Genomic DNA, 19,105 nt, shown 5'->3' with positions numbered 1-19,105 from the left:
CCTACCCGCGCCCGGTCACCCGGCGGGGGCCAAGAACTCCAGCCGGTTGCCGTGCGGGTCGTGCGTGTGGAACCGCCGCATGCCGGGAATCTCCTCGTCGCCCCAGGTCACGGCGTGGCCGGCGGCGACCAGGCGGGCGGCCAGCTCGTCCAGGTCGGGCCGCATCAGGGCCGGGTGAGCCTTGCGGGCGGGACGGAAGTCGTCCTCGACGCCCAGGTGCAGCTCGGCGTCGTAACCGGTGAACCAGCAACCACCGCGGGCGGCGAGGGCCGGGGGTTTGGGCTTCTCGGTGAGGCCGAGCAGGCCGACGTAGAAGGAGCGGGAGAGATCCTCGGAGCCGCGGGGGCAGGCGAGCAGGACGTGATGGATCATGGTGGCACCTCCTCGTCCCGCAGCGTGGCACGAGGTTGCGTGAATAGCAAGACGGACGTACGGTTTTGTAGAGACCGACGCAGGTAAGTGTTGCCTAAGCACGGCGGCGCTCCGGTCGGTGCGACAAACTGCTCAGGACTACTCACGGTCGCTGGTGTGAAGGAGTACGACGTGGCGAGCCTCGACACCTTCGGTGCGAAGACCCAGCTACGCGTCGGAGACGCGAGCTACGAGATTTTCAAGATCGACAAGGTGGAGGGCCACGAGCGACTGCCCTACAGCTTGAAGATCCTGCTGGAGAACCTGCTGCGGACCGAGGACGGCGCGAACATCACCGCCGACCACATCCAGCAGCTCGGCGCGTGGGACGCCACCGCCGACCCGAGCGTGGAGATCCAGTTCACCCCGGCGCGGGTGCTGATGCAGGACTTCACCGGCGTGCCCTGCGTGGTCGACCTGGCCACCATGCGCGAGGCGGTACGCGACCTCGGCGGCGACGCCACGAAGGTCAACCCCCTCGCTCCGGCCGAGCTGGTCATCGACCACTCGGTCATCGCCGACCTGTTCGGCCGCGAGGACGCCTTCGAGCGCAACGTCGAGCTGGAGTACGAGCGCAACAAGGAGCGCTACCAGTTCCTGCGCTGGGGTCAGACCGCGTTCAACGAGTTCAAGGTCGTCCCGCCGGGCACCGGCATCGTGCACCAGGTCAACATCGAGTACCTGGCTCGTACGATCATGGAGCGCAACGGCCAGGCGTACCCGGACACGGTCGTCGGCACCGACTCGCACACCACCATGGTCAACGGCCTGGGCGTGCTGGGCTGGGGCGTCGGCGGCATCGAGGCCGAGGCCGCGATGCTCGGCCAGCCGGTCAGCATGCTGATCCCCCGCGTCGTCGGCTTCAAGCTCTCCGGCGAGATGCCGGCCGGCACCACCGCCACCGACCTGGTGCTGACCATCACCGAGATGCTGCGCAAGCACGGCGTGGTCGGCAAGTTCGTCGAGTTCTACGGCCCCGGCGTGAGCGCCGTGCCGCTGGCCAACCGCGCCACCATCGGCAACATGTCGCCGGAGTACGGCTCCACCGTGGCGATCTTCCCGATCGACGCCGAGACCGTCCGCTACCTGGAGCTGACCGGCCGCGACGCACAGCAGGTGGCGCTGGTCGAGGCGTACGCCAAGGAGCAGGGCCTCTGGCACGACCCGGAGCGCGAGCCGGAGTACTCCGAGCGCCTCGAGCTGGACCTGAGCACCATCGAGCCGTCGCTGGCCGGACCGAAGCGCCCGCAGGACCGGGTGCCGCTGGGCAGCGCCAAGACGCTGTTCCGCGCCGCGCTCAGCGACTACGTGGCCGCCGACGAGACCGGCGGCGACCCGGGCCGCAAGCCGGGCGTGCCGCAGCAGGAGAAGCCGTTCGGCACCGACGGCCCGGCCGACGAGGCGTCCGCCGAGTCCTTCCCGGCCAGCGACTCCCCCGCCAACGGCGTGAACGACCCGGCGGACGCGCCGCGCGACCTGGAGACCGCCGCGGTGGGCGCGGGCGGCCGGGCCAGCAATCCGGTACGCGTGACCGGCGCCGACGGCGTCGAGTACGAGCTGGACCACGGCGCCGTGGTGATCGCCGCGATCACCTCCTGCACCAACACCTCAAACCCGCAGGTCATGATCGGCGCCGCGCTGCTGGCCCGCAACGCGGTGGAGAAGGGCCTGGCCCGCAAGCCGTGGGTGAAGACCACCCTCGCGCCGGGATCGAAGGTCGTCATGGACTACTACGACCGCGCCGGCCTCACCCCGTACCTGGAGAAGCTCGGCTTCAACCTGGTCGGCTACGGCTGCACCACCTGCATCGGCAACTCCGGCCCGCTGCCGGAGGAGGTCTCCGCCGCCGTCAACGAGGGCGACCTCGCGGTCGTGTCGGTGCTGTCCGGCAACCGCAACTTCGAGGGCCGGATCAACCCGGACGTCAAGATGAACTACCTGGCGTCCCCGCCGCTGGTGGTCGCGTACGCGCTCGCCGGCACCATGGACATCGACCTGGCCAACGAGCCGATCGGCGAGGACGCCCAGGGCAACCCGGTGTACCTGCGGGAGATCTGGCCGAACAGCGCCGAGATCCAAGACGTCATCGCCTCCGCGATCGGCGCGACCGGCTTCAGCGCCGCGTACGCCGACGTGTTCGCCGGTGACGAGCGCTGGCAGTCGCTGCCGACCCCGACCGGTGACACGTTCTCCTGGGACGGCGAGTCGACGTACGTGCGCAAGCCCCCGTACTTCGAGGGCATGCAGCAGGAGCCGGCCCCGGTGCAGGACATCGCCGACGCGCGCGTGCTGGCGAAGCTGGGCGACTCGGTGACCACCGACCACATCTCCCCGGCCGGCTCGATCAAGGCGGACTCCCCCGCCGGCAAGTACCTGGCCGAGCACGGCGTGGCCCGGCACGAGTTCAACTCGTACGGCTCCCGCCGGGGCAACCACGAGGTGATGATCCGGGGCACGTTCGCCAACATCCGGCTGCGCAACCAGCTCGTCCCGGGTGTCGAGGGCGGCTTCACCGTCAACCACCTGACCGGTGAGCAGACCTCGATCTACGACGCCTCGATGGCGTACCAGGAGGCGGGCGTCCCGCTGGTCATCCTGGCCGGCAAGGAGTACGGCTCCGGCTCGTCGCGTGACTGGGCCGCCAAGGGCACGATGCTGCTGGGCGTGAAGGCGGTCATCGCCGAGTCGTACGAGCGGATCCACCGCTCGAACCTGATCGGCATGGGCGTGCTGCCGCTGCAGTTCCCGGGCGGGGAGACCGCCGAGTCGCTGGGCCTGACCGGCACGGAGACGTTCTCGATCAGCGGCGTGACCGCGCTGAACGACGGCGACACCCCGCGTACGGTCAAGGTCACCACCGACACCGGCGTGGAGTTCGACGCCGTGGTCCGCATCGACACCCCGGGTGAGGCGGACTACTACCGGCACGGCGGCATCCTGCAGTACGTGCTGCGCCGCATGATCGCCAGCTGACCTTGGATGTAAGGAAGGGCCCCTTCTTAACAGACGTCTGTTAAGAAGGGGCCCTTCCTTACATCTCAGCGCAGGCGGAGCGCGACGGCGCGTGCCTCGGCGTCGGTGAGCGGCAGGAACCACAGGAAGCGCCGCACGATCGCGATCGGGTCCGGGCCGTCGGGGTGGCCGCGCAGGTCGCGGATCGCCTGCCGGGTGAGCCGGGAGAATTCGGGGATCATCGTGGCGCGGCGGGCCGCGTCGGTGGGCGCGGCCTGCAGGGTCGGGCACGGCCAGGGCTCGCCGCAGCGGTCGCAGCGCCAGGCCGGACCGCACGCGCGGTGGCCGGTGAGCGGCAGCACCACCCGGGGGTACGCCGATGTGGGTGTCGGTTCGGTCATGCCTTCACCGTGCCGAGGGTGCCCGAACAATCACACAGCGTTGTGTAATCTCCTCCGGACGGTTCTTTTGCTCCGGGGAGGAACGGGCATGAACCATGCCTTCGTCACCGCGCTGGCCGGCGCCGGCCACACCGCCGAGAGCCTGGCGGAGCGGCTCGGCCTGCACCCGAAGACGGTGGCCCGGTGGGCGAACCCCGGGCACATCCCGCAGAGCCGGCACCGCGCGACTGTGGCGAACCTGCTGGGCCAGCCGATCGAGGCGCTCTGGCCGGACGCGGTCCGCCGCCGCGAGCCCGTCTGGTTCCGCCCATGGGTGGACATCGAACGCGAGGCGGTCGCGCTGCGAGCCTTCCAACTGGCGTGGGTGCCGGGGCTGCTGCAGACCGAGGCGTACGCCCGGGCCACGTTCATCGGCCAGCCGCTGACCGCCGACGAGATCACCGACCTGGTCACCGCCCGGCTGGACCGGCAGGGCATCCTCACCCGGCCGCGCGGGCCGCTGTACGTCGTGGTGCTCGACGAGCAGGTGCTGCGCCGCGCCGCCGCCGGTGACCGGGCGCTGATGACCGCGCAGGTGGCCCACCTGCTGGCCTGCGCCGAGCTGCCGAACGTGCAGCTCCACGTGGTGCCGGCCGACACGCCGACCTATCCCGGGCTGGACGGGCCGTTCGTCATCGCGGAGCTGCGCGACGGCAGCCGGGTGGCGCATGTGGACAGCCAGGCCCGCGCGCAGATCATCGAGCAGCCCTCGGAGATTGCTACCCTGGAGCGTCGGTGGGAACGCATCCGGGGCGAGGCGCTGCCCCGCGCGCGGACCCTGGAACTGCTGAGGGAAGTGGCGAAGGCATGGACCTGAGCGGCGCCCGGTGGCGCAAGAGCACCCGCAGCGGCGGCAACGGCGGCGACTGCGTCGAGGTCGCCGGCAACCTGCCCGGTGTGGTCGGCGTCCGCGACTCGAAGGACCCGGCCGGGCCGGTGCTCACCTTCACCCCGGCCGCGTGGACCCGGTTCCTGACGTCGACCCGCCGCTGAGCCGGTCAGGCCAGCCGCGCGGCGTACACGTGCACCGGATCCCCCGATCCGGACGTCGTCGCACGCTCGAAGCTCAGCCCGATCCGCTCCGCGACCCGCTGCGAGGGCGTGTTGTCCGGGTGGATGATCGCGACGAGGCGGTCGACGCCGCCGGTCGCGCGCGTGGTCGCGACACGCAGCCGCCGCCTCCGTGGCGTACCCGTAACCCTGCGTTCCGGTCCGCAGGTGGTAACCGACTTCGACCTCCATCACCCCGTCCACCGGCTGCGGAGTGAGACCGCAGTCGCCGACGAACTCGCCTGTCGCCCGTGACCTGAGCACCCACAGTCCGAAGCCGTGGCTGCGGTAGAGGCCCTCGTTCCAGCGGATCCAGTCCAGTGCCTCCGCCCGGGTCTTCGGCCGCGGGTAGTAGCGCATCACGAGCGGGTCGCCGAGCATGGCGGCCATGTCGTCGAGGTCGTCGACGGTCATCTCGGCAAAGATCAGTCGTTCGGCGGCAGGCGGCGGATCAGCAGTCATCGTGGCCCGGTCGGTTCGTCACGGCTTCGAGGCTACCGAGGTCGAGCGCCGCTCACGGACCCGGAATTGCAATTCGATGATGTCCCCGCCCTCCCCGATCGCACATCCGACACCGCAAACAATCGACGTCCATGATTCATTGACACGCTCCGAATCCCGTCGATACGTTGCCGACATCGCGATGAACAACGGGGCGCTCCAGTTTCGATCCGGGAATCGAAAACTGGGAAGGATTTCATGAAGACGACGATCAGACTTCTGGCCCTGCCGGCCCTGATCCTGCCGACGATCCTCGCCGGCACTCCGGCTCAGGCCGCCACCGACACCACCTCCGGCACCGCTGCTCCGGCCGCGGTGACCTCGATCGAGCGCAAGGTGGGGTCGTCGGCCGGGCAGGCCAGGGCATACTGGACGGCCGAGCGGATGGCGGCGGCCACTCCCGCCGACGAGGTGGAGAAGGCCGCCGGCCCGGTCACCCAGAGCCCCACGGCGGAGCGGGTACGGCGCTTCGCGGAGGCGGTGGCGCCGAAGGACGGCAGCGGCTTCGGCGCCCAGCTCAACGAGTCGATCACGGTGGGGAAGATCTTCTACACCAACTCGACCGACGGCCTGGGCCATTACTGCTCGGCGAGCGTGGTGAACAGCCCGGCGCGCAACATGGTCTTCACCGCCGCGCACTGCGTGCACGACGGGCCGGGCCGGGACTGGCACACCGCGAACTGGATGTTCGTGCCGTCCTACCGCAACGGCGCGCAGCCGTACGGCACCTGGGACTGGTCCACGCTCGCGGTGCCCAGCGGCTGGATCAGCACCCGCGAGCGGCAGTACGACGTGGCGGTCGCGCTCGTCTACGGCAGCCGGTCGATCGTGGACGCGGTCGGCGCGAACGGCCTGCTCACCGGCGGTGGGCGCGCGTACCACTACGACGTCTTCGGCTACCCGAGCAACAAGGACAGCGGCGAGATCCAGTGGGTCTGCTCGGGCACGTCGAGGGACGCGGGCAGCAACCGGATCGAGATGAACTGCGGCTTCGGGGGCGGTTCGAGCGGCGGCCCGTGGTACTACAGCTATGACAACACCACCAGGCGCGGTGACGTGCACGGGGTGATGAGCTACTCGAGCGGCACGAACACGAACGGCTCGCCGTACTTCTCCGCCGCGGTGGTGGGGACGCTCTACAACACGTACGCGAACGACACCTGGTGAACGACGGTCCGCCTGGTGTGCCGCCGGCGCACCGGTCGACCGGTCCGGAGGAGGCGACATGTCACATCGTGTACTGCTCGGCGCGGCCGCCGTCGCGGCGCTCGCCGTGGCTGTGGCCGTCGTGGTCGTCGCGGCGCGCGACGGCGGCGCGGGGCGGCCGGCGCCGCCCGGCCCGGTGGTCGCGACCCACAATCCGAGCCCGGGTGCCACCGACCCGTCCGAATACTGGACGAGGGAACGAATGCGGGACGCGATCGGCGACTGAATCAAGAATTGCATTCGGCGCCCAGGTGCGTCGAATTTCGTCCCGCTCACGATCACCGGCCGAGCCCGGCGCGCAATTCCCATTTCAGGGGCGTGAGTGCCGCGTGCGTTCACGGGACGGTATCGGAGTAGACCTCGACGTCGTAGAGCAGTTGCACGTTGCGGCGTCCGTTGGTGATGCCGACGAAGACCGGGTCACCGGCCGGGGTGCGGCCCTGGCGCCACACCTGCTCCCGGGCCGCTTCCCGCGACTCGTGATGCACGCCGCCCTCGCGATGCGTCTGCAGGACGCGGCGGGCGGTGGTCGGGTCGCTGTCGAGGTGGATCCGCAGCAGGGGCATGACGCACCCTCCTTGCCACTGTCGGGGCCGGACTGCCGACTGACCACGCGCGCCTCTCAGCCGGCGGCGCTCTCCAGCACGGCTTTGAGCCGGGCCAGATCCGCCTCGACCAGCGCGGTGTCCCGGTCGAAGTCCGTGTCGCTCATGCCGGGCATCCGGCGCAGGCTGAACACCACCTCGGTGGCGTTGCCGTCGGCGATGGCGCGCAACGGCACGTACACCGTCTCGCCCGACGGCGTCCGCACCTCGTGGTCGAGCACGCCGTACTCGTTGGCCGGGGCGAACGTGAGCCGCGCCCGCCCTTCGGGTGTGTCCACGAACCACTGGCCGTCGACGAGGTTCACCGAACCGCCGAGGCCCGGCGCCCAGCGGGGCAGGTTCGCCGGGTCGGCGGCGAAGGCGTAGACCTCCGCGACCGGACGGTCGATGTGGACGGCGAGGTGGCGGGTGTCAGTGGCCATGCGCCGATGGTGCCATGCCTGTCGCAAGCGCACGCTACGCTGCCGCCGATTCCGACCGGCACCCCTGAGAGGCACCCCGTGGGCATGATCTTCAACGCACGCCGGCTGTCCGCCGAGGAGCTGGCGGCGGTCCTCGCCGACCCGGAGAAGGTCGACACCCTGTTCCAGGGTGGCCCGGACGAGCTCGACCTCGACAAGGCGTGGCACGGGCTGCACTACCTACTGACCGGCGACACGTACGAGATCCGGGGCGACGCCGGGCCGGCCGTCCTGGGTGGTGACCCGATCGGGCCGGACCTGGGGATGGGCCCGGCCCGGCTGCTGATGCCCGACGCCGTCCGCGCTGTGGCCGGCGGGCTCGACGCGATCGACGAGGCGACGCTGCGGGCCCGCTTCGACCCGGCAGCCTTGTCGGAGGCCGAGATCTACCCGCACATCTGGGACGACGGCGCCGACGAGTTCGACGCCTACCTGCTGCCGAACTTCACCGCGCTGCGTGACTTCTACCGCGCCGCGGCCGAACAGGGGGACGGCATGCTGCTCGCCATCACGTGACCCGCCGGAAGCGTGCCTACGGAAGCGGGCCGGCGGAAACGGGTACGCGCCGACGATCGGGCGCCGGTAGCGTGCCGGCGTGGGACTCGACGCGTTCGTGTACTGCCGGTGCTGGCAGGACGGCCTCACCACGCCGTGCCCGGTCGAACCGGTCGGCATCGACGAGGACGGCTGTCTCGCGCTGTTGCGGCAGTGGGAGGGCAACGAGGCCGCGCACCGCACGTTCGACGCCTGGCTGGCGGAGGCGTGCCCGCACAAGGCCATGGAGCAGGCGAGCGAGCACGTTTCCAACTGGGCCGGCGTACGCCTGTTCCAGCAGGCGCTACGCGCCGCCGGCCCGGAGCGCTTCCCGACGCTCGCCACCGCGCTGCCGAACCTCAACGGCGGCTCGCTGCCGGCCGACCGGGCGGCGGTGGCGCTCGCCGAGCTGGACGCGTTCGCGCGCACCGATCGGATCACCGACGGGGTCGAACTGATCGACGAGGCGACCGGCCGGGTGCTGATGCAGTACGTCGAGAGCTACCACGGGGTGTTCATGCTCGGCCCGGACTTCCGGGCCGGGGTAGATCCGGACGGCTTCTTCGTCGTCGACACCGCCGACCCGCCGGTGACGCTGTTCCGGGCCGTCCGGTTCGGCCAGCGGCCGCTGCCCGGCGACCGGGTGGAGCTCACCGCCGGCGGGACACGGACGGTGCTGGCGATGCGACCCGTGGGCGAGCACGGCGAGCCGCCGCCCGAGCGGCTCGCGGTGCGGTCCCGGAGCCGGTCGGGCAGCGACTTCGCCTACATCGTGGAGCCGCTGCGCCGGCTGTGCGCGGCGTCGGTGGCGACCGGCAACCCGGTCATGTGGTTCTGACGGGCCACCCTCGACAGCCGGTCCGCACCGCGCTCTGATGGACCACCGCATGTCCGGGCGTGTCGTCCGGGGAAGATGACGTCACCTGAGAGCGGTATACCCCGCCGTGAGCGTCACGCTCAGTCACGTCTAGAAGCTGACCGGAGTCACCACGGGATCGTGCCCGCGTCCTCGAAGTAGCCGCCGGTCGGCCCGTCGTCGGGCAGCGTCGCGAGCCGGATCGCGATCGCCGCTCCCTGCTGCGGGGTCCGCACACCGCGGAAGCTGTTGAGGTCGGTGGCGGTGAAGCCCGGGCAGGCGGCGTTGATCAGGATGCCGGTGTCCGCCAGCGCCCGCGCGTACTGGATGGTCACCGCGTTGAGCATGCTCTTCGACGGTGAGTAAGCCACCGACAGCGGCCCGGTCTGGTCCTCTCCGGTGGAGGCGCTCTGCCGGGTCAGCGAGCCGACACCGCTGGACATGTTGACGATCCGGGGCGACGCCGAGCGGCGCAGCAGCGGCAGCATCGCCTCGGTCACCCGGACCACCCCGATCACGTTCACCTCGACGGCGGTCCGGATGGTCGCGAGGTCGACGTCGCCCGGGTGCTGCGGCACGCCACCTGTCACGCCCGCGTTGTTGACGAGCACGTCCAGACCGCCGGCCTCCGTCTCCAGCAGCCGGGCGGCGGCGGTCACGCTCGCGTCGTCGGTGACGTCCAGCGGTACGCCGAACGCGTCCACGCCGCCCGCGCGCAGCTTCGCCACCGCCTCGGCGAGCCGCCGCTCGTCCCGGGCGCCGACGCCCACCCGCCAGCCGAGCGCGCCCAGGCCGGCCGCGATCTCGTACCCGATTCCCTTGTTCGCGCCGGTCACCAGCGCGATCGTCCGTTCGCTCATGCCCTCGATCCTGTCCGCGGGCCGTGCGGGCCTCCAACACCGCTTCGGTGGCGCGCGATACCCGGAAGGTATCGATGCGGCGGTACGGTGGCGGGATGGAGACGCGGGAGCTTCGCTACTTCGTGGCGGTCGCCGAGGAGCTGCACTTCGGCCGCGCCGCGCGCCGCCTGGGCATCGCCCAGCCGCCGCTGTCGCGAGCGATCCGGCAGCTCGAACGCCGTCTCGGCGTGACTCTGCTGGAGCGGGACAGCCGCAGCGTCGCGCTCACCGCGGCCGGGTCGGTGCTGCTGCGGGAGGGCCGGGCCGCACTCGACGCCGTGGCCGCCGCCGACCGCCGCACCCGACGCGCCGGGCAGGCCGCTACCGGTGGCCCCGGGCTGGTGCTGGCGACCAAGACCGGGGCGTCGAGCGAGCTGCTGCCGAAACTGCTCGGCGCGTACGCCGCCGAGCCGGACGCGGTCCCGGTCGAGGTTCTGCTGTGCGGCATCGGCGAGCAGGAACGGCTGCTGCGCGACGGGCGGGCCGACGTGGCGCTGCTGCACCTGCCGTACGACTCGACGACCGGGCTGGACACCGAAGAGCTGATCACCGAGCCGCAGGTGGCGATCCTGCCGGCCGGGCATCCGTTGGCAAGGCGACCGCACCTGCTGATGGCCGAGGTGGAGGCGCTGCCGGGCCTGCCCTTGCCGCGCTGGCCCCGGGCCGACGGGTCGTATCCGGACGGGCCCGGCCCCGAGGTCCGGGACCACGCCCAGTTGTTCCAGCTCATCGCGCTCGGCCGGACCGTGGTGGTGCTGCCGGAGTCGGCCCGGTCGCTGCTGCTCGCCGACCTGGCCACCGTGCCGGTGCCGGACGCGCCGGCGGTGACCACAGTCATCGCGTGGCCACCGCACAGCCGGTCCCGGGCGCTGGCCGGCCTGATCCGGACCGCCACCCGCCTCTGACGCCCGTGCCTAGGCGGGCAGGTCCTTGCGCATCTGCTGGGTGACCACCCGGTATCCCGACGTCTCGTACAGCTTGCGCGCCGTCTCGTTGGTGCCGAAGACGTTCAGCTCCAGCGCCTGGGCGCCGTGCTCCCGGGCCGCCCGCTCCCCCGCCGCGAGCAGCGCCCGCCCGAGCCCCCGGCCCCGGTGCCCGGCGGCCACCTCGATGTCGTAGAGGAACGCGCAGTCGGCGAGACCGCGCGGGTGGGTCAGGCCGATCCACAGCCAGCCGACCGGTGAGCCGTCGGCAAGCTCGCCGACCAGGAACAGCATGCCGGGCGTGGCCATGCCCTGCGGCAGGAAGCCGGCGGTGGCCTCCCGGGCCCGGTCGAGCGCCTCCTCGGGCGTCCAGTTGCCGGCCGTGACGTGCTCGCGCGCGTACCCGGCGGCCAGCTCGTCCTGCCAGCTGTCGAACTCCTCCGGTGACATCGCCCGGACACTCAGCTCGGTCATGCGACGCAGCCTCAGTCGCCGGCGGCGCGGCGGCGCGCCTCGCGCAGCTTCATGGCGTGTTCCAGCAGCGTGATCAGCACCTCCTTGGCCGACTCACGCTTGCGCGCGTCGCACAGCACCACAGGTACGCCCGGGTCCAGGTCGAGCGCCGCCTGCACCTCGTCGAGCCGGAACTTCTTGGCCCCCTCGAAGCAGTTCACCGCCACCACGAACGGCGTGCCGCGCCCCTCGAAGTAGTCGATCGACGGGAAGCAGTCCGCCAGGCGGCGCGTGTCGGCGAGCACCACCGCCCCGAGCGCGCCGAGCGCCAGCTCGTCCCAGACGAACCAGAACCGGTCCTGCCCGGGCGTGCCGAACAGGTAGAGCACCAGGTCGTCGCTGATGGTGATCCGGCCGAAGTCCATCGCCACGGTGGTGGTCGACTTCTCCTCCACGCCGGACAGGTCGTCGATGCCGATCCCGGTTTCGGTCAGCACCTCCTCGGTGCGCAGCGGCTTGGTCTCGCTGACCGCGCCCACCATGGTGGTCTTGCCGACGCCGAACCCGCCCGCGATCAGGATCTTGATCGCGGTGGGCAGCGGCCCGGCGCCCGCCGGCCGCTCAGAGCGCCCGTAGTCCATTGATAACCGCCTCGAAAACGTGCTCGTCGGGAAGGCCGGCGGTGGTCGCGCGCGGCTCGCGTACCTGCACCAGACTGCGGGCGGCCAGGTCTCCGAGGAGGACCCGGACCGTGCCCACCGGCAGGTCGAGATGGGCGGCGATCTCGGCCACGGAGAGAATCCGCTGGCAAAGGCCGACTATCGCCACGTGCTCCGGGCCCAGCCCGGACTCCGACCCGACATCCGTGCGGGTCGCGGTGACCAGCGAGATCAGGTCGAACGTGCCGGTCACCGGGCGGGCCCGGCCGCCGGTGACCGCGTACGGGCGCACCACCGGGCCGGCGTGGTCGTCCACCCACTCCTGCTCCGCGGACTCCCCCCGGCCGGTCATCGTGCCGCGTTCTCGCCGAGGGGCTGTTCCCGGGTCGGTGACGCGACGAACCGGCCGACCCGGGTGACGAGCATGGCCATCTCGTACGCGATCAGGCCGACGTCCGCGTCCTCCGAGGCCAGCACCGCCAGGCAGGCGTTACGCCCGGCCGCTGTGACGAACAGGAAGGAGGACTGCATCTCGATGATGGTCTGCTGCACCTGCCCGCCGCCGAACCGCTTGCCCGCGCCACGGGCCAGGCTCTGGATGCCCGCCGCCATGGCGGCCAGGTGCTCGCCGTCGTCCCGGCTCAATCCGCGGGACGAGGCCATCAGCAGTCCGTCGGTGGAGAGCGCCACGGCGTGCTCCGCCTGCTTGACCCGGCCGACCAGGTCATCCAGCAGCCACGTCAGATCCGCGCTCGAAGCCGTCTTCTGCGCCACTCGTCGTCCTCTTCTTTCCGGCTGTGTGCCGTCAGCTTCCGGTTTCCGTCGCGTCGACGTCCCGGTCAGGTAACCTGCTCGTCCGCGTCGGCCGGCGCACCGCCGGCCCCCTGAGCCCCGCCGAGCAGGCGCGCGGCATCGGTACGGCCGCGTCGGGTGCCGCTCTGGTAGGAGCTCATCATCCGGCGCACCTGCTCCGGTGCACGCGCCGTGTCATCGTCGGCGGCGTCGTCGTCCGCCTCGGTCTGGTCGTGCCGCAGTTCCGGCGCGAGGCTGGCCTGGCGTACCCGGACCGGCAGTCCCGCGTCGGTGACCGGCGTCGTCTCCGCCTCGGTCTCCGGCTCCGTCGCCGGCGACGCCTCCGCCGCGTCGGTCGTGGCGGCGGGCCGCCGCTCCACCACCGCCAGCTCCGTGGTGGGCCCGGCCACCGCGGGCTGCCGCTTGCGGGTACGCGCCGGCAGCCCGGACGGGGTCAGCCGGGGCGCCCGCGTCACCGGCTCCGGCACCTGCGGGGCGGGCTCGGCCGGCTGGTCCGGTTCGGCGGCGCCGTCCGGGCCGGACGGGATCGCCGGCCCGTCGCCGGCCGGAGTGCTCCGCACCGGGTCCGGCGCGGGCGCCACGGGCAGGGCCGTCCCGGGTGCGGGAAGGGCCTCGGCCGCGTCGGCGCCGTCAGCGGTGATCAGTTCACGCGGGATCAGCACCACGGCGGTGGTCCCGCCGTACGCGGATTCCTTGAGCTGCACCTTGACGCCGTGCCGCTCGGTGAGCCGGCTGACCACGAACAGGCCCAGCCGGGCGGCGTCGGCCAGGTTCAGCTCGGACCGGTCGACGATGCGCGCGTTGGCGGCGGCCAGCTCGTCGGGGCTCATGCCGAGGCCCCGGTCCTCGATCTCGATGGCGAAGCCGTTCGCCACGAGCTGACCGCGAACCTCGACAGTGGTCTGCGGCGGCGAGAAGGAGAGCCCGTTCTCGATCAGCTCGGCCAGCAGGTGGATGACGTCACCGACGGCGCGGCCGGTCAGCGACACCTCGCCGAGCGGGCGCACCGTGACCCGGGTGTAGTCCTCGACCTCGGCTACCGCGCCGCGGACCACGTCGACCATCGGCACGTTGCGTCGCCAGGCCCGGCCGGGCGTGGAGCCGGAGAGCACGATCAGGTTCTCCGCGTTGCGCCGCATCCGGGTGGCCAGATGGTCGACCCGGAACAGGTCCTCCAGCTCCTCGGCGTCGTGTTCCCGGCGTTCCATCGCGTCCAGCAGCGTGAGCTGCCGGTGCACGAGCGCCTGGGTGCGCCGGGCCAGGCTGAGGAAGACGTCGCGTACGCTGCGGCGCAGCTCGGCCTGCTCGACGGCGGTGCGGACGGCGGTCTCCTGCACAACGTTGAACGCCTTGCCCACCTGGCCGATCTCGTCGTCGCCGAACTGCAACGGCGGCGCCTCGCGGGCGACGTCCACCTCATCGCCGCGGCCCAGCCGCTCCACCACGCTCGGCAGCCGCTCGTGCGCCAGGTTGAAGGCCGCCTCGCGCAGCCGTTCGAGCTGCCGCACCAGCGACCGGGCCGTGGTGATCGAGACGACCACGGAGGCGATGACGGCGAGCAGGCCGAGACCGGCGGCGAGCACCAGCCGCACGATGACGCCGATCGCTACCGGCATGGCCCGGGACACGATGTCCTCGCCGCCGGCCAGGATCACCCCGCGCAGGTCGGCCATCGCCTGCTCGGCGGCGGCCTGCCACGCCGCTGCGGTCACCGGCGGGCGCACGTCGGCGCCCTTGGCCGCGAGGACCCGGTCCTGAAGGGTCTGCAACTGCTGGAACGCGTCGCCCTCGACCATCCGCTCGAAGCGTGCGCGGTCGGTCGGGGCGAGCTCCCGGGCGGTGCGGTCGGCGAGGAACCACTGCGCGCCGACCAGGCGGGCGAACGCGGTCTGCTCGGCCACGGTGATCCGGTTGGCCGCGATCGCGCCGGTGATCAGCGCGTCCTGTTGGGACAGCAGCTCCCGGGACCGGTTGAGGTCGATGAGCGCGGCGGTGTCCTTGGCGATCTCGTCGTCGTCGAGGCCGCCGAGCGCGTCGAAGACGGCGAAGATCGCGTCGACCGCCTCGTCGTACGCGGTGAGCGTGGCGGTGCGGTCGATGGTCTTGCGGCTGACGTCGGCGCGTACCTGGCCGATCTGGTCCAGCTCGGTCTTCAGCTCGCCGAGCCGCTGCATCAGCTCCTCGCTGGCCGGGATCTCGGTACGCCAGTCCTGCACCGAGCGCCACAGCGCGGTGGCGGTCTCGTCGGTACGGGCGCGCTGGGCGTCCAGCTCCCGCAGCCGGCCCGGATCGGACTCGCCCAGATAGCGCAGCGACAGCCGCCGCTCGGCCTGCAGCTCCTGCAGCAGCGGGTCGCTCGGCTCGAAGACGCGCGCGTTGAGCGTCTGCACGCCGAGCAGGTTGAACCCGTCCCGCACGGTCACCCACGCGGCGAACGCCCAGAGCGCGGTCAGCGACGCCAGCAGCGCGATGATCTTCGTACGGAGATTCGTACTGCGGGAACCCATCACACCGTCCTGGCCCGGTCTACGGTCGGTCCGAAATCCGATCGACTCCGGCGCACGCTAGCAGCCGTCGTGAACTCCATTCAAGCGATCCTGATCATGGTGGGTCCGGCCTCGACGGCGCGGCCGGAGGCCGCCAGCACCGCCGCGCGCACGATCTGCGTCGGGCGGTAGAGATCCTTGTCGTGCCATAGTGCCGGTTCGTCGTCGCATCCGTCCAGCTCGGACAGTCGACGGCGTCCGCGGGCGAGCGCCGCGGCGATCCGCGCGTCCCCGGAACGGCCCGCGCCGGCCAGGGCGAGCACCGCGTACGCGGTCTCCTCGGCGGTGCCATGCCACAGTCCCCAGGAGCCGTCCGGGCGCTGCGTGTCCAGCAGCCAGGCGACGCCCCGCTCGACGGCGGCACGCGCCGTGCCGTCGGGCGCGTGGTCGGCCAGCGCCAGCAGCACCGCGTACGTGGCGTAGCAGGCCGAGGCGTGCCAGCGGTCCTCCCAGCGCCCGTCCGGCTGCTGCCGCTCCACCAGCCACTCGGTGACCCGGCGGCGGGCGCCGGTGACGCCGGGTCCGCTCGGCTGCTCGCCGAGCGCGTCGAGCACGTGCGCGTTAGTGGTCAGCGACGCGCCGTCCTCCCCCGGCCAGGTGCAGAAGTGCCGCCCGGTGTCGAACCCGGCCAGCGGCCCGACGCCGGGGGCGCGGCCCAGCCGGGCCAGCGCGTAGAGCGCGACAGCTGTGGTGTCCGCGTCGGCGGGCAGGCCGGGCGCGGTGGCCGCGCCGGACGGGCCGACGGCGGCGCGCAGCTCGGTGAGCACCGGCTCGGGCGCGCCGACCGGCACACCGGCCCGGACCAGGATGCCGAGCACCCAGGCGCGCTCGAAGACGGTGATCGGGCTGGCGCAGGGCACCGGGCCGGGCCGGGCCACCGCGCGCAGATAGTCCAGCGCCGCTCCGGGCTCCGGACGGCCCAGCCAGGCGGCAGTGGCGGCCGGGGAGGCGCCCACCGCGCCGCTGGCCGAGGGACGCACGCCGGCCGCCCGGTACGCCAGCTCACCGGCGACCTCCAGCGCGTGCGCCAGCTTCTCCGGCACGGGCCGCCCGGCGGCCAGCAGCGCGCGTACCCGGGTCAGGCGGGCCGGGTCGAGACCGGCCGGCAGCGGCAGGCGGGGCCGGCCGGCCCACTCGGCCAGCCCGGGTGGCGGCCCGGCCGGTCCGGTGAGGTGCCGGTCCACGGCGGTGAGCAGCGCGGGCACGATCAGGTCGGTGGCCGGCAGGTCGGGCGGCGCGTCGCCGCGCAGCGCGCCGGACAGGAACGTCAGGCCCCGGTGGGCCGCGGCGGCCGGCACGGCGGCCGGGCCGTCGCGACGCAGCACGGTCAGCAGCGCCTCGACCGCGCTCAGCGTCGGCACCAGCGCGTACCCGCCGGGACCGCCCCAGCCGCCGTCCGGCCGCTGCCGGGCCAGCAGCCAGGCCAGGCGCCGGTCGTGGCCGTCCAGCCAGGGCGCGAGCGCGACCAGCCGGGCGGTCTCGTAGACCGACGGCGACGTCTGCCCGGCCGGCTCGCCGGTGAGCGCGGCGACCAGGTCGTGCGCGGTCCCGGACCGGGTGGCGGGCACCGATCCGGCGGTGAGCGTCACCGCACGCCCCAGAAGTCGGTGTTGCGGTAGAAGCCGGTGGTGAAGCCGAGCTGCCGGGACAGGAAGTCGGCTTCCCGGGGCGCCTCACCGGCCAGCTTCGCCAGCCGGACGCGGCAGTGGTCGACCTGCTCGGCGAACCGCCGCTCGACCTCGGCCGGGTCGTCCACCAGCAGCAGCGCGTTGAGGTCGCCGGACTCGGCGTCGCGGCGGTGGGTGCCGAGGTCGTTCACCAGCCGCAGGGCCCGCTGCACCTCGTCGCTGACGGCGACCGCGTGGTCCATCGCCTCGGCGGTGGACACCGATCCGGTGTGGATCCAGTGCGCCACGTTGACCACTGTGGCGGCGAGGTTGTCGGCGTTTGCGAGGTAGTCGGCGAGCGTGGGGCGGCCGGTGCGCCGCCAGTCCCACTCGCGGGCCATCGCGTCGAGCGTGCGTTCCATCGCCGCACGCCAGTGGCCGCGCAGCACCGGGTAGCCGGGCGCGGCGGCCACGTCGTCGCGCAGCTCGGCCAGGAACCGGCCCAGTGGGTCGTCGGTGCCGGCGCCGTCGAGCACGTCCAGGCAGACGCCGGTGATCCGGTCGACCTCGGCCCGGCTGGTGGCCTGGTGGTCGACCAGCCAGTCCACGGCGAAGCCCCAGAGCACGGCGCGGTTGGTCACGGCCAGCTCGGCGGCGCTGTGCCAGGGGGCGCTGAACGCCATCGCCTGGGCGATGCTGCTGAACAGCGTCGCGTCGAACGGGTCCGCGGGGAACAGCTCGGGGTGCGCGGCGGCGGCCCTGCGCAGGCCGCGCTGGCCCTGCGCGGCGAGCGCGCAGACCCGGCCCTGCTCCGCGGCGACGGCGAGTAAATCCGGTGTCGGCCCGTCGGTCATGCCCGCTCCGCCCGCCCGGCCGCGACGAGTGTCAGCTCCACCCGCTCGCGCGGCCGCAGCGCCGCGGCCAGCCGCAACCCGGGTACGCCGGGGCGATGCAGCCGGAACCGGTAGCGGCTGAGCATGGTGGCGAGGATGAGCTGCGCCTCCAGGTAGAACAGGTACATGCCGAGGCACTGGTGCGGCCCACCGCCGAACGGGAAGTGGGCGTACCGGTGCCGGGCCCGGACCCGCTCGGGCCGGAACCGTTCCGGGTCGAACTCGTCCGGGCGGTCCCAGAACTGCCGCATCCGCTGGGTGATCAGCGGGCTGACCGCCATCGTCGCGCCGGGCTCGATCGGCACGCCGTCGATGACGTCCCCGGCGACCGCGCGGCGCGGGATGATCCACCCGATCGGGTAGAGCCGCAGCAGCTCGTCCAGCACCATCCGGGTGTACGTGAGCCGGCTCAGGTGCTCGCGGCGTACCGGCTCGCCCCCGACCACCTCGTCGATCTCGGCGTAGAGCCGCTCGGCCACCTCTGGGTGCTGGTCCAGGTGCGGCCAGGCCCAGGTCAGCACGTTGATCGTGGTCTCGGTGGTGGCGGCGAACATGGCCACTGTGTCGTTGCGGACCTGCCGCTCGTCGAGCTGCCGCCCGTCGTCGGTGCGGGCCTGCCAGAGCGTCGAGATGACGTCGTCGCCCTGGTCGGCGGACTCGCGGGTCTCGCGGACGATCGGCACCAGCACGTCGTCCACGATGCGTACGGCACGGGCGAACGTGCGGTCGCCCGGCATCGGCAGCGACAGCGGCGCGAACGGCACGATGATGCGGGGGATGACGGCGGTGGCGATCCGGTCCTGCGCCTCGATCACGCGCATCGCGTCCGGCACCGAGATGCGGTCGGCGAAGAGCACCTTCATGATCGCCCGGCTGACGATGCGCGCCTGCTCCACGCCGATGTCGACCGGACGGCCGGCGCGGGCCGGCTCGTCCAGCTCGTCGACCGCGTCGCGGATCGCGTCGGCCATGCCGTCGACCAGCGCCTCGACCCGTTTGGCGGTGAACATCGGCTGGAGCATGCGCCGGCTGGCCGACCAGATCTGCCCCTCGCCGAGGATGCCCTCGCCGAACAGCCGCTTGACCGGACGCCAGAACAGCCCGTCGCCTGCTCGTTCGTAGTTGTCCGCCCGGTCGCGCAGGACGTGCTGCACGTGCTTGGGGTGGGTGACGAGGTAGGGGCGGAACGAGCCGAGGTTCAGCCGGACCAGTTCACCTTCGGTACGGTTGCCGATGTCGATGAGCGCCCGGGCGGGGTCGCGGAGCACCGCCGGCAGGATCTGCCGCAGCGGCACG

At 72.5% G+C, this 19,105-nt stretch carries 21 protein-coding genes and 1 pseudogene; 8 read left to right on the top strand and 14 right to left on the bottom strand.

Features of this window, described 5'->3' with window-relative positions; genetic code table 11:
• Positions 1-15 precede the first annotated feature (15 nt).
• Positions 16-372, bottom strand: a complete 357-nt coding sequence (locus KBX39_RS00460; protein WP_069089107.1) for a glyoxalase — start codon at positions 370-372, stop codon at positions 16-18.
• Positions 373-528: 156 nt separating this feature from the next.
• On the opposite strand from KBX39_RS00460, the gene KBX39_RS00455 reads away from it, so the two are divergent.
• Complete coding sequence (locus KBX39_RS00455; RefSeq protein ID WP_210868658.1) at positions 529-3,384, top strand: aconitate hydratase; 2,856 nt, start codon at positions 529-531, stop codon at positions 3,382-3,384.
• A gap of 65 nt (positions 3,385-3,449) precedes the next feature.
• Here KBX39_RS00455 and KBX39_RS00450 read toward each other — a convergent pair whose 3' ends face one another.
• The gene (locus tag KBX39_RS00450; RefSeq protein ID WP_210868656.1) at positions 3,450-3,764 is read right to left on the bottom strand and encodes a hypothetical protein; all 315 of its coding nucleotides are present in this window, start codon (positions 3,762-3,764) and stop codon (positions 3,450-3,452) included.
• An 88-nt stretch (positions 3,765-3,852) separates the two neighbouring features.
• On the opposite strand from KBX39_RS00450, the gene KBX39_RS00445 reads away from it, so the two are divergent.
• Together KBX39_RS00445 and KBX39_RS00440 are read left to right on the top strand one after the other, a co-directional pair.
• Positions 3,853-4,620 (top strand): DUF5753 domain-containing protein, encoded by a 768-nt coding sequence (locus KBX39_RS00445; protein ID WP_064445332.1) that lies wholly within the window; start codon positions 3,853-3,855, stop codon positions 4,618-4,620.
• A complete protein-coding gene (locus tag KBX39_RS00440) occupies positions 4,611-4,796 on the top strand; it encodes a DUF397 domain-containing protein (RefSeq protein ID WP_064445331.1) in 186 nt (61 codons plus the stop codon). The genes KBX39_RS00445 and KBX39_RS00440 overlap by 10 nt, the downstream gene beginning before the upstream one ends.
• A 5-nt stretch (positions 4,797-4,801) precedes the next feature.
• Here the strand turns inward: KBX39_RS00440 and KBX39_RS34200 are convergent.
• Positions 4,802-5,315 (bottom strand): annotated as a pseudogene (locus KBX39_RS34200) (GNAT family N-acetyltransferase).
• 237 nt (positions 5,316-5,552) lie between these two features.
• Between KBX39_RS34200 and KBX39_RS00430 the strand changes: the two are divergent.
• Positions 5,553-6,521: a serine protease gene (locus KBX39_RS00430; RefSeq protein WP_210868654.1), complete on the top strand. Its 969-nt coding sequence runs from the start codon at positions 5,553-5,555 to the stop codon at positions 6,519-6,521.
• Positions 6,522-6,579: 58 nt separating this feature from the next.
• Complete coding sequence (locus KBX39_RS00425; protein ID WP_064445329.1) at positions 6,580-6,786, top strand: hypothetical protein; 207 nt, start codon at positions 6,580-6,582, stop codon at positions 6,784-6,786.
• 109 nt (positions 6,787-6,895) lie between these two features.
• Here the strand turns inward: KBX39_RS00425 and KBX39_RS00420 are convergent, their stop codons facing one another.
• Both KBX39_RS00420 and KBX39_RS00415 read right to left on the bottom strand, forming a co-directional pair.
• Positions 6,896-7,126, bottom strand: a complete 231-nt coding sequence (locus KBX39_RS00420; RefSeq protein ID WP_043329678.1) for a hypothetical protein — start codon at positions 7,124-7,126, stop codon at positions 6,896-6,898.
• 56 nt (positions 7,127-7,182) lie between these two features.
• A complete protein-coding gene (locus KBX39_RS00415) occupies positions 7,183-7,587 on the bottom strand; it encodes an SRPBCC family protein (RefSeq protein WP_113972468.1) in 405 nt (134 codons plus the stop codon).
• Positions 7,588-7,671: 84 nt separating this feature from the next.
• Between KBX39_RS00415 and KBX39_RS00410 the strand changes: the two genes are divergently transcribed.
• Both KBX39_RS00410 and KBX39_RS00405 read left to right on the top strand, forming a co-directional pair.
• Positions 7,672-8,142 carry a YfbM family protein gene (locus KBX39_RS00410; RefSeq protein ID WP_205797677.1) on the top strand — a complete coding sequence of 157 codons (471 nt, stop codon included), beginning with the start codon at positions 7,672-7,674 and terminating at the stop codon, positions 8,140-8,142.
• A gap of 79 nt (positions 8,143-8,221) precedes the next feature.
• Positions 8,222-8,998: a hypothetical protein gene (locus tag KBX39_RS00405; protein ID WP_210868652.1), complete on the top strand. Its 777-nt coding sequence runs from the start codon at positions 8,222-8,224 to the stop codon at positions 8,996-8,998.
• Positions 8,999-9,144: 146 nt separating this feature from the next.
• Here KBX39_RS00405 and KBX39_RS00400 read toward each other — a convergent pair whose 3' ends face one another.
• A complete protein-coding gene (locus KBX39_RS00400) occupies positions 9,145-9,876 on the bottom strand; it encodes an SDR family oxidoreductase (RefSeq protein ID WP_064445325.1) in 732 nt (243 codons plus the stop codon).
• Positions 9,877-9,971: 95 nt separating this feature from the next.
• Between KBX39_RS00400 and KBX39_RS00395 the strand changes: the two genes are divergently transcribed.
• Positions 9,972-10,820, top strand: coding sequence for a LysR family transcriptional regulator (locus tag KBX39_RS00395; RefSeq protein WP_210868650.1), 849 nt, complete (start codon positions 9,972-9,974; stop codon positions 10,818-10,820).
• 9 nt (positions 10,821-10,829) lie between these two features.
• On the opposite strand, the gene KBX39_RS00390 is transcribed toward KBX39_RS00395, so the two are convergent.
• The 8 genes from KBX39_RS00390 to KBX39_RS00355 all read right to left on the bottom strand — a co-directional run bounded on the left by KBX39_RS00390 (position 10,830) and on the right by KBX39_RS00355 (position 19,104).
• Positions 10,830-11,312, bottom strand: coding sequence for a GNAT family N-acetyltransferase (locus KBX39_RS00390; RefSeq protein WP_064445324.1), 483 nt, complete (start codon positions 11,310-11,312; stop codon positions 10,830-10,832).
• An 11-nt stretch (positions 11,313-11,323) separates the two neighbouring features.
• On the bottom strand, positions 11,324-11,932 hold the full coding sequence (locus KBX39_RS00385) for an ATP/GTP-binding protein (protein WP_043329666.1): 609 nt from the start codon (positions 11,930-11,932) through the stop codon (positions 11,324-11,326).
• Positions 11,913-12,302, bottom strand: a complete 390-nt coding sequence (locus KBX39_RS00380) for a DUF742 domain-containing protein (protein WP_030503284.1) — start codon at positions 12,300-12,302, stop codon at positions 11,913-11,915. Before KBX39_RS00380 ends, KBX39_RS00385 begins: the two co-directional genes overlap by 20 nt.
• Positions 12,299-12,724 carry a roadblock/LC7 domain-containing protein gene (locus tag KBX39_RS00375; protein ID WP_030503283.1) on the bottom strand — a complete coding sequence of 142 codons (426 nt, stop codon included), beginning with the start codon at positions 12,722-12,724 and terminating at the stop codon, positions 12,299-12,301. The genes KBX39_RS00380 and KBX39_RS00375 overlap by 4 nt, the downstream gene beginning before the upstream one ends.
• 65 nt (positions 12,725-12,789) lie before the next feature.
• A complete protein-coding gene (locus tag KBX39_RS00370; protein ID WP_064445323.1) occupies positions 12,790-15,270 on the bottom strand; it encodes a nitrate- and nitrite sensing domain-containing protein in 2,481 nt (826 codons plus the stop codon).
• Positions 15,271-15,350: 80 nt separating this feature from the next.
• Positions 15,351-16,898, bottom strand: a complete 1,548-nt coding sequence (locus tag KBX39_RS00365) for a prenyltransferase/squalene oxidase repeat-containing protein (protein WP_113972472.1) — start codon at positions 16,896-16,898, stop codon at positions 15,351-15,353.
• Complete coding sequence (locus KBX39_RS00360) at positions 16,895-17,770, bottom strand: terpene synthase family protein (protein WP_210868648.1); 876 nt, start codon at positions 17,768-17,770, stop codon at positions 16,895-16,897. Before KBX39_RS00360 ends, KBX39_RS00365 begins: the two co-directional genes overlap by 4 nt.
• The gene (locus KBX39_RS00355) at positions 17,767-19,104 is read right to left on the bottom strand and encodes a cytochrome P450 (protein WP_176722849.1); all 1,338 of its coding nucleotides are present in this window, start codon (positions 19,102-19,104) and stop codon (positions 17,767-17,769) included. Before KBX39_RS00355 ends, KBX39_RS00360 begins: the two co-directional genes overlap by 4 nt.
• Between the last annotated feature and the right edge of the window lies 1 nt (position 19,105).

This window comes from Micromonospora sp. D75, assembly GCF_018070405.1.
In the GTDB taxonomy this organism is placed as follows: domain Bacteria; phylum Actinomycetota; class Actinomycetes; order Mycobacteriales; family Micromonosporaceae; genus Micromonospora; species Micromonospora chalcea.
The sequence above is the reverse complement of the archived record's forward strand: the minus strand, read 5'-3'. Positions and strand labels throughout refer to the sequence as shown.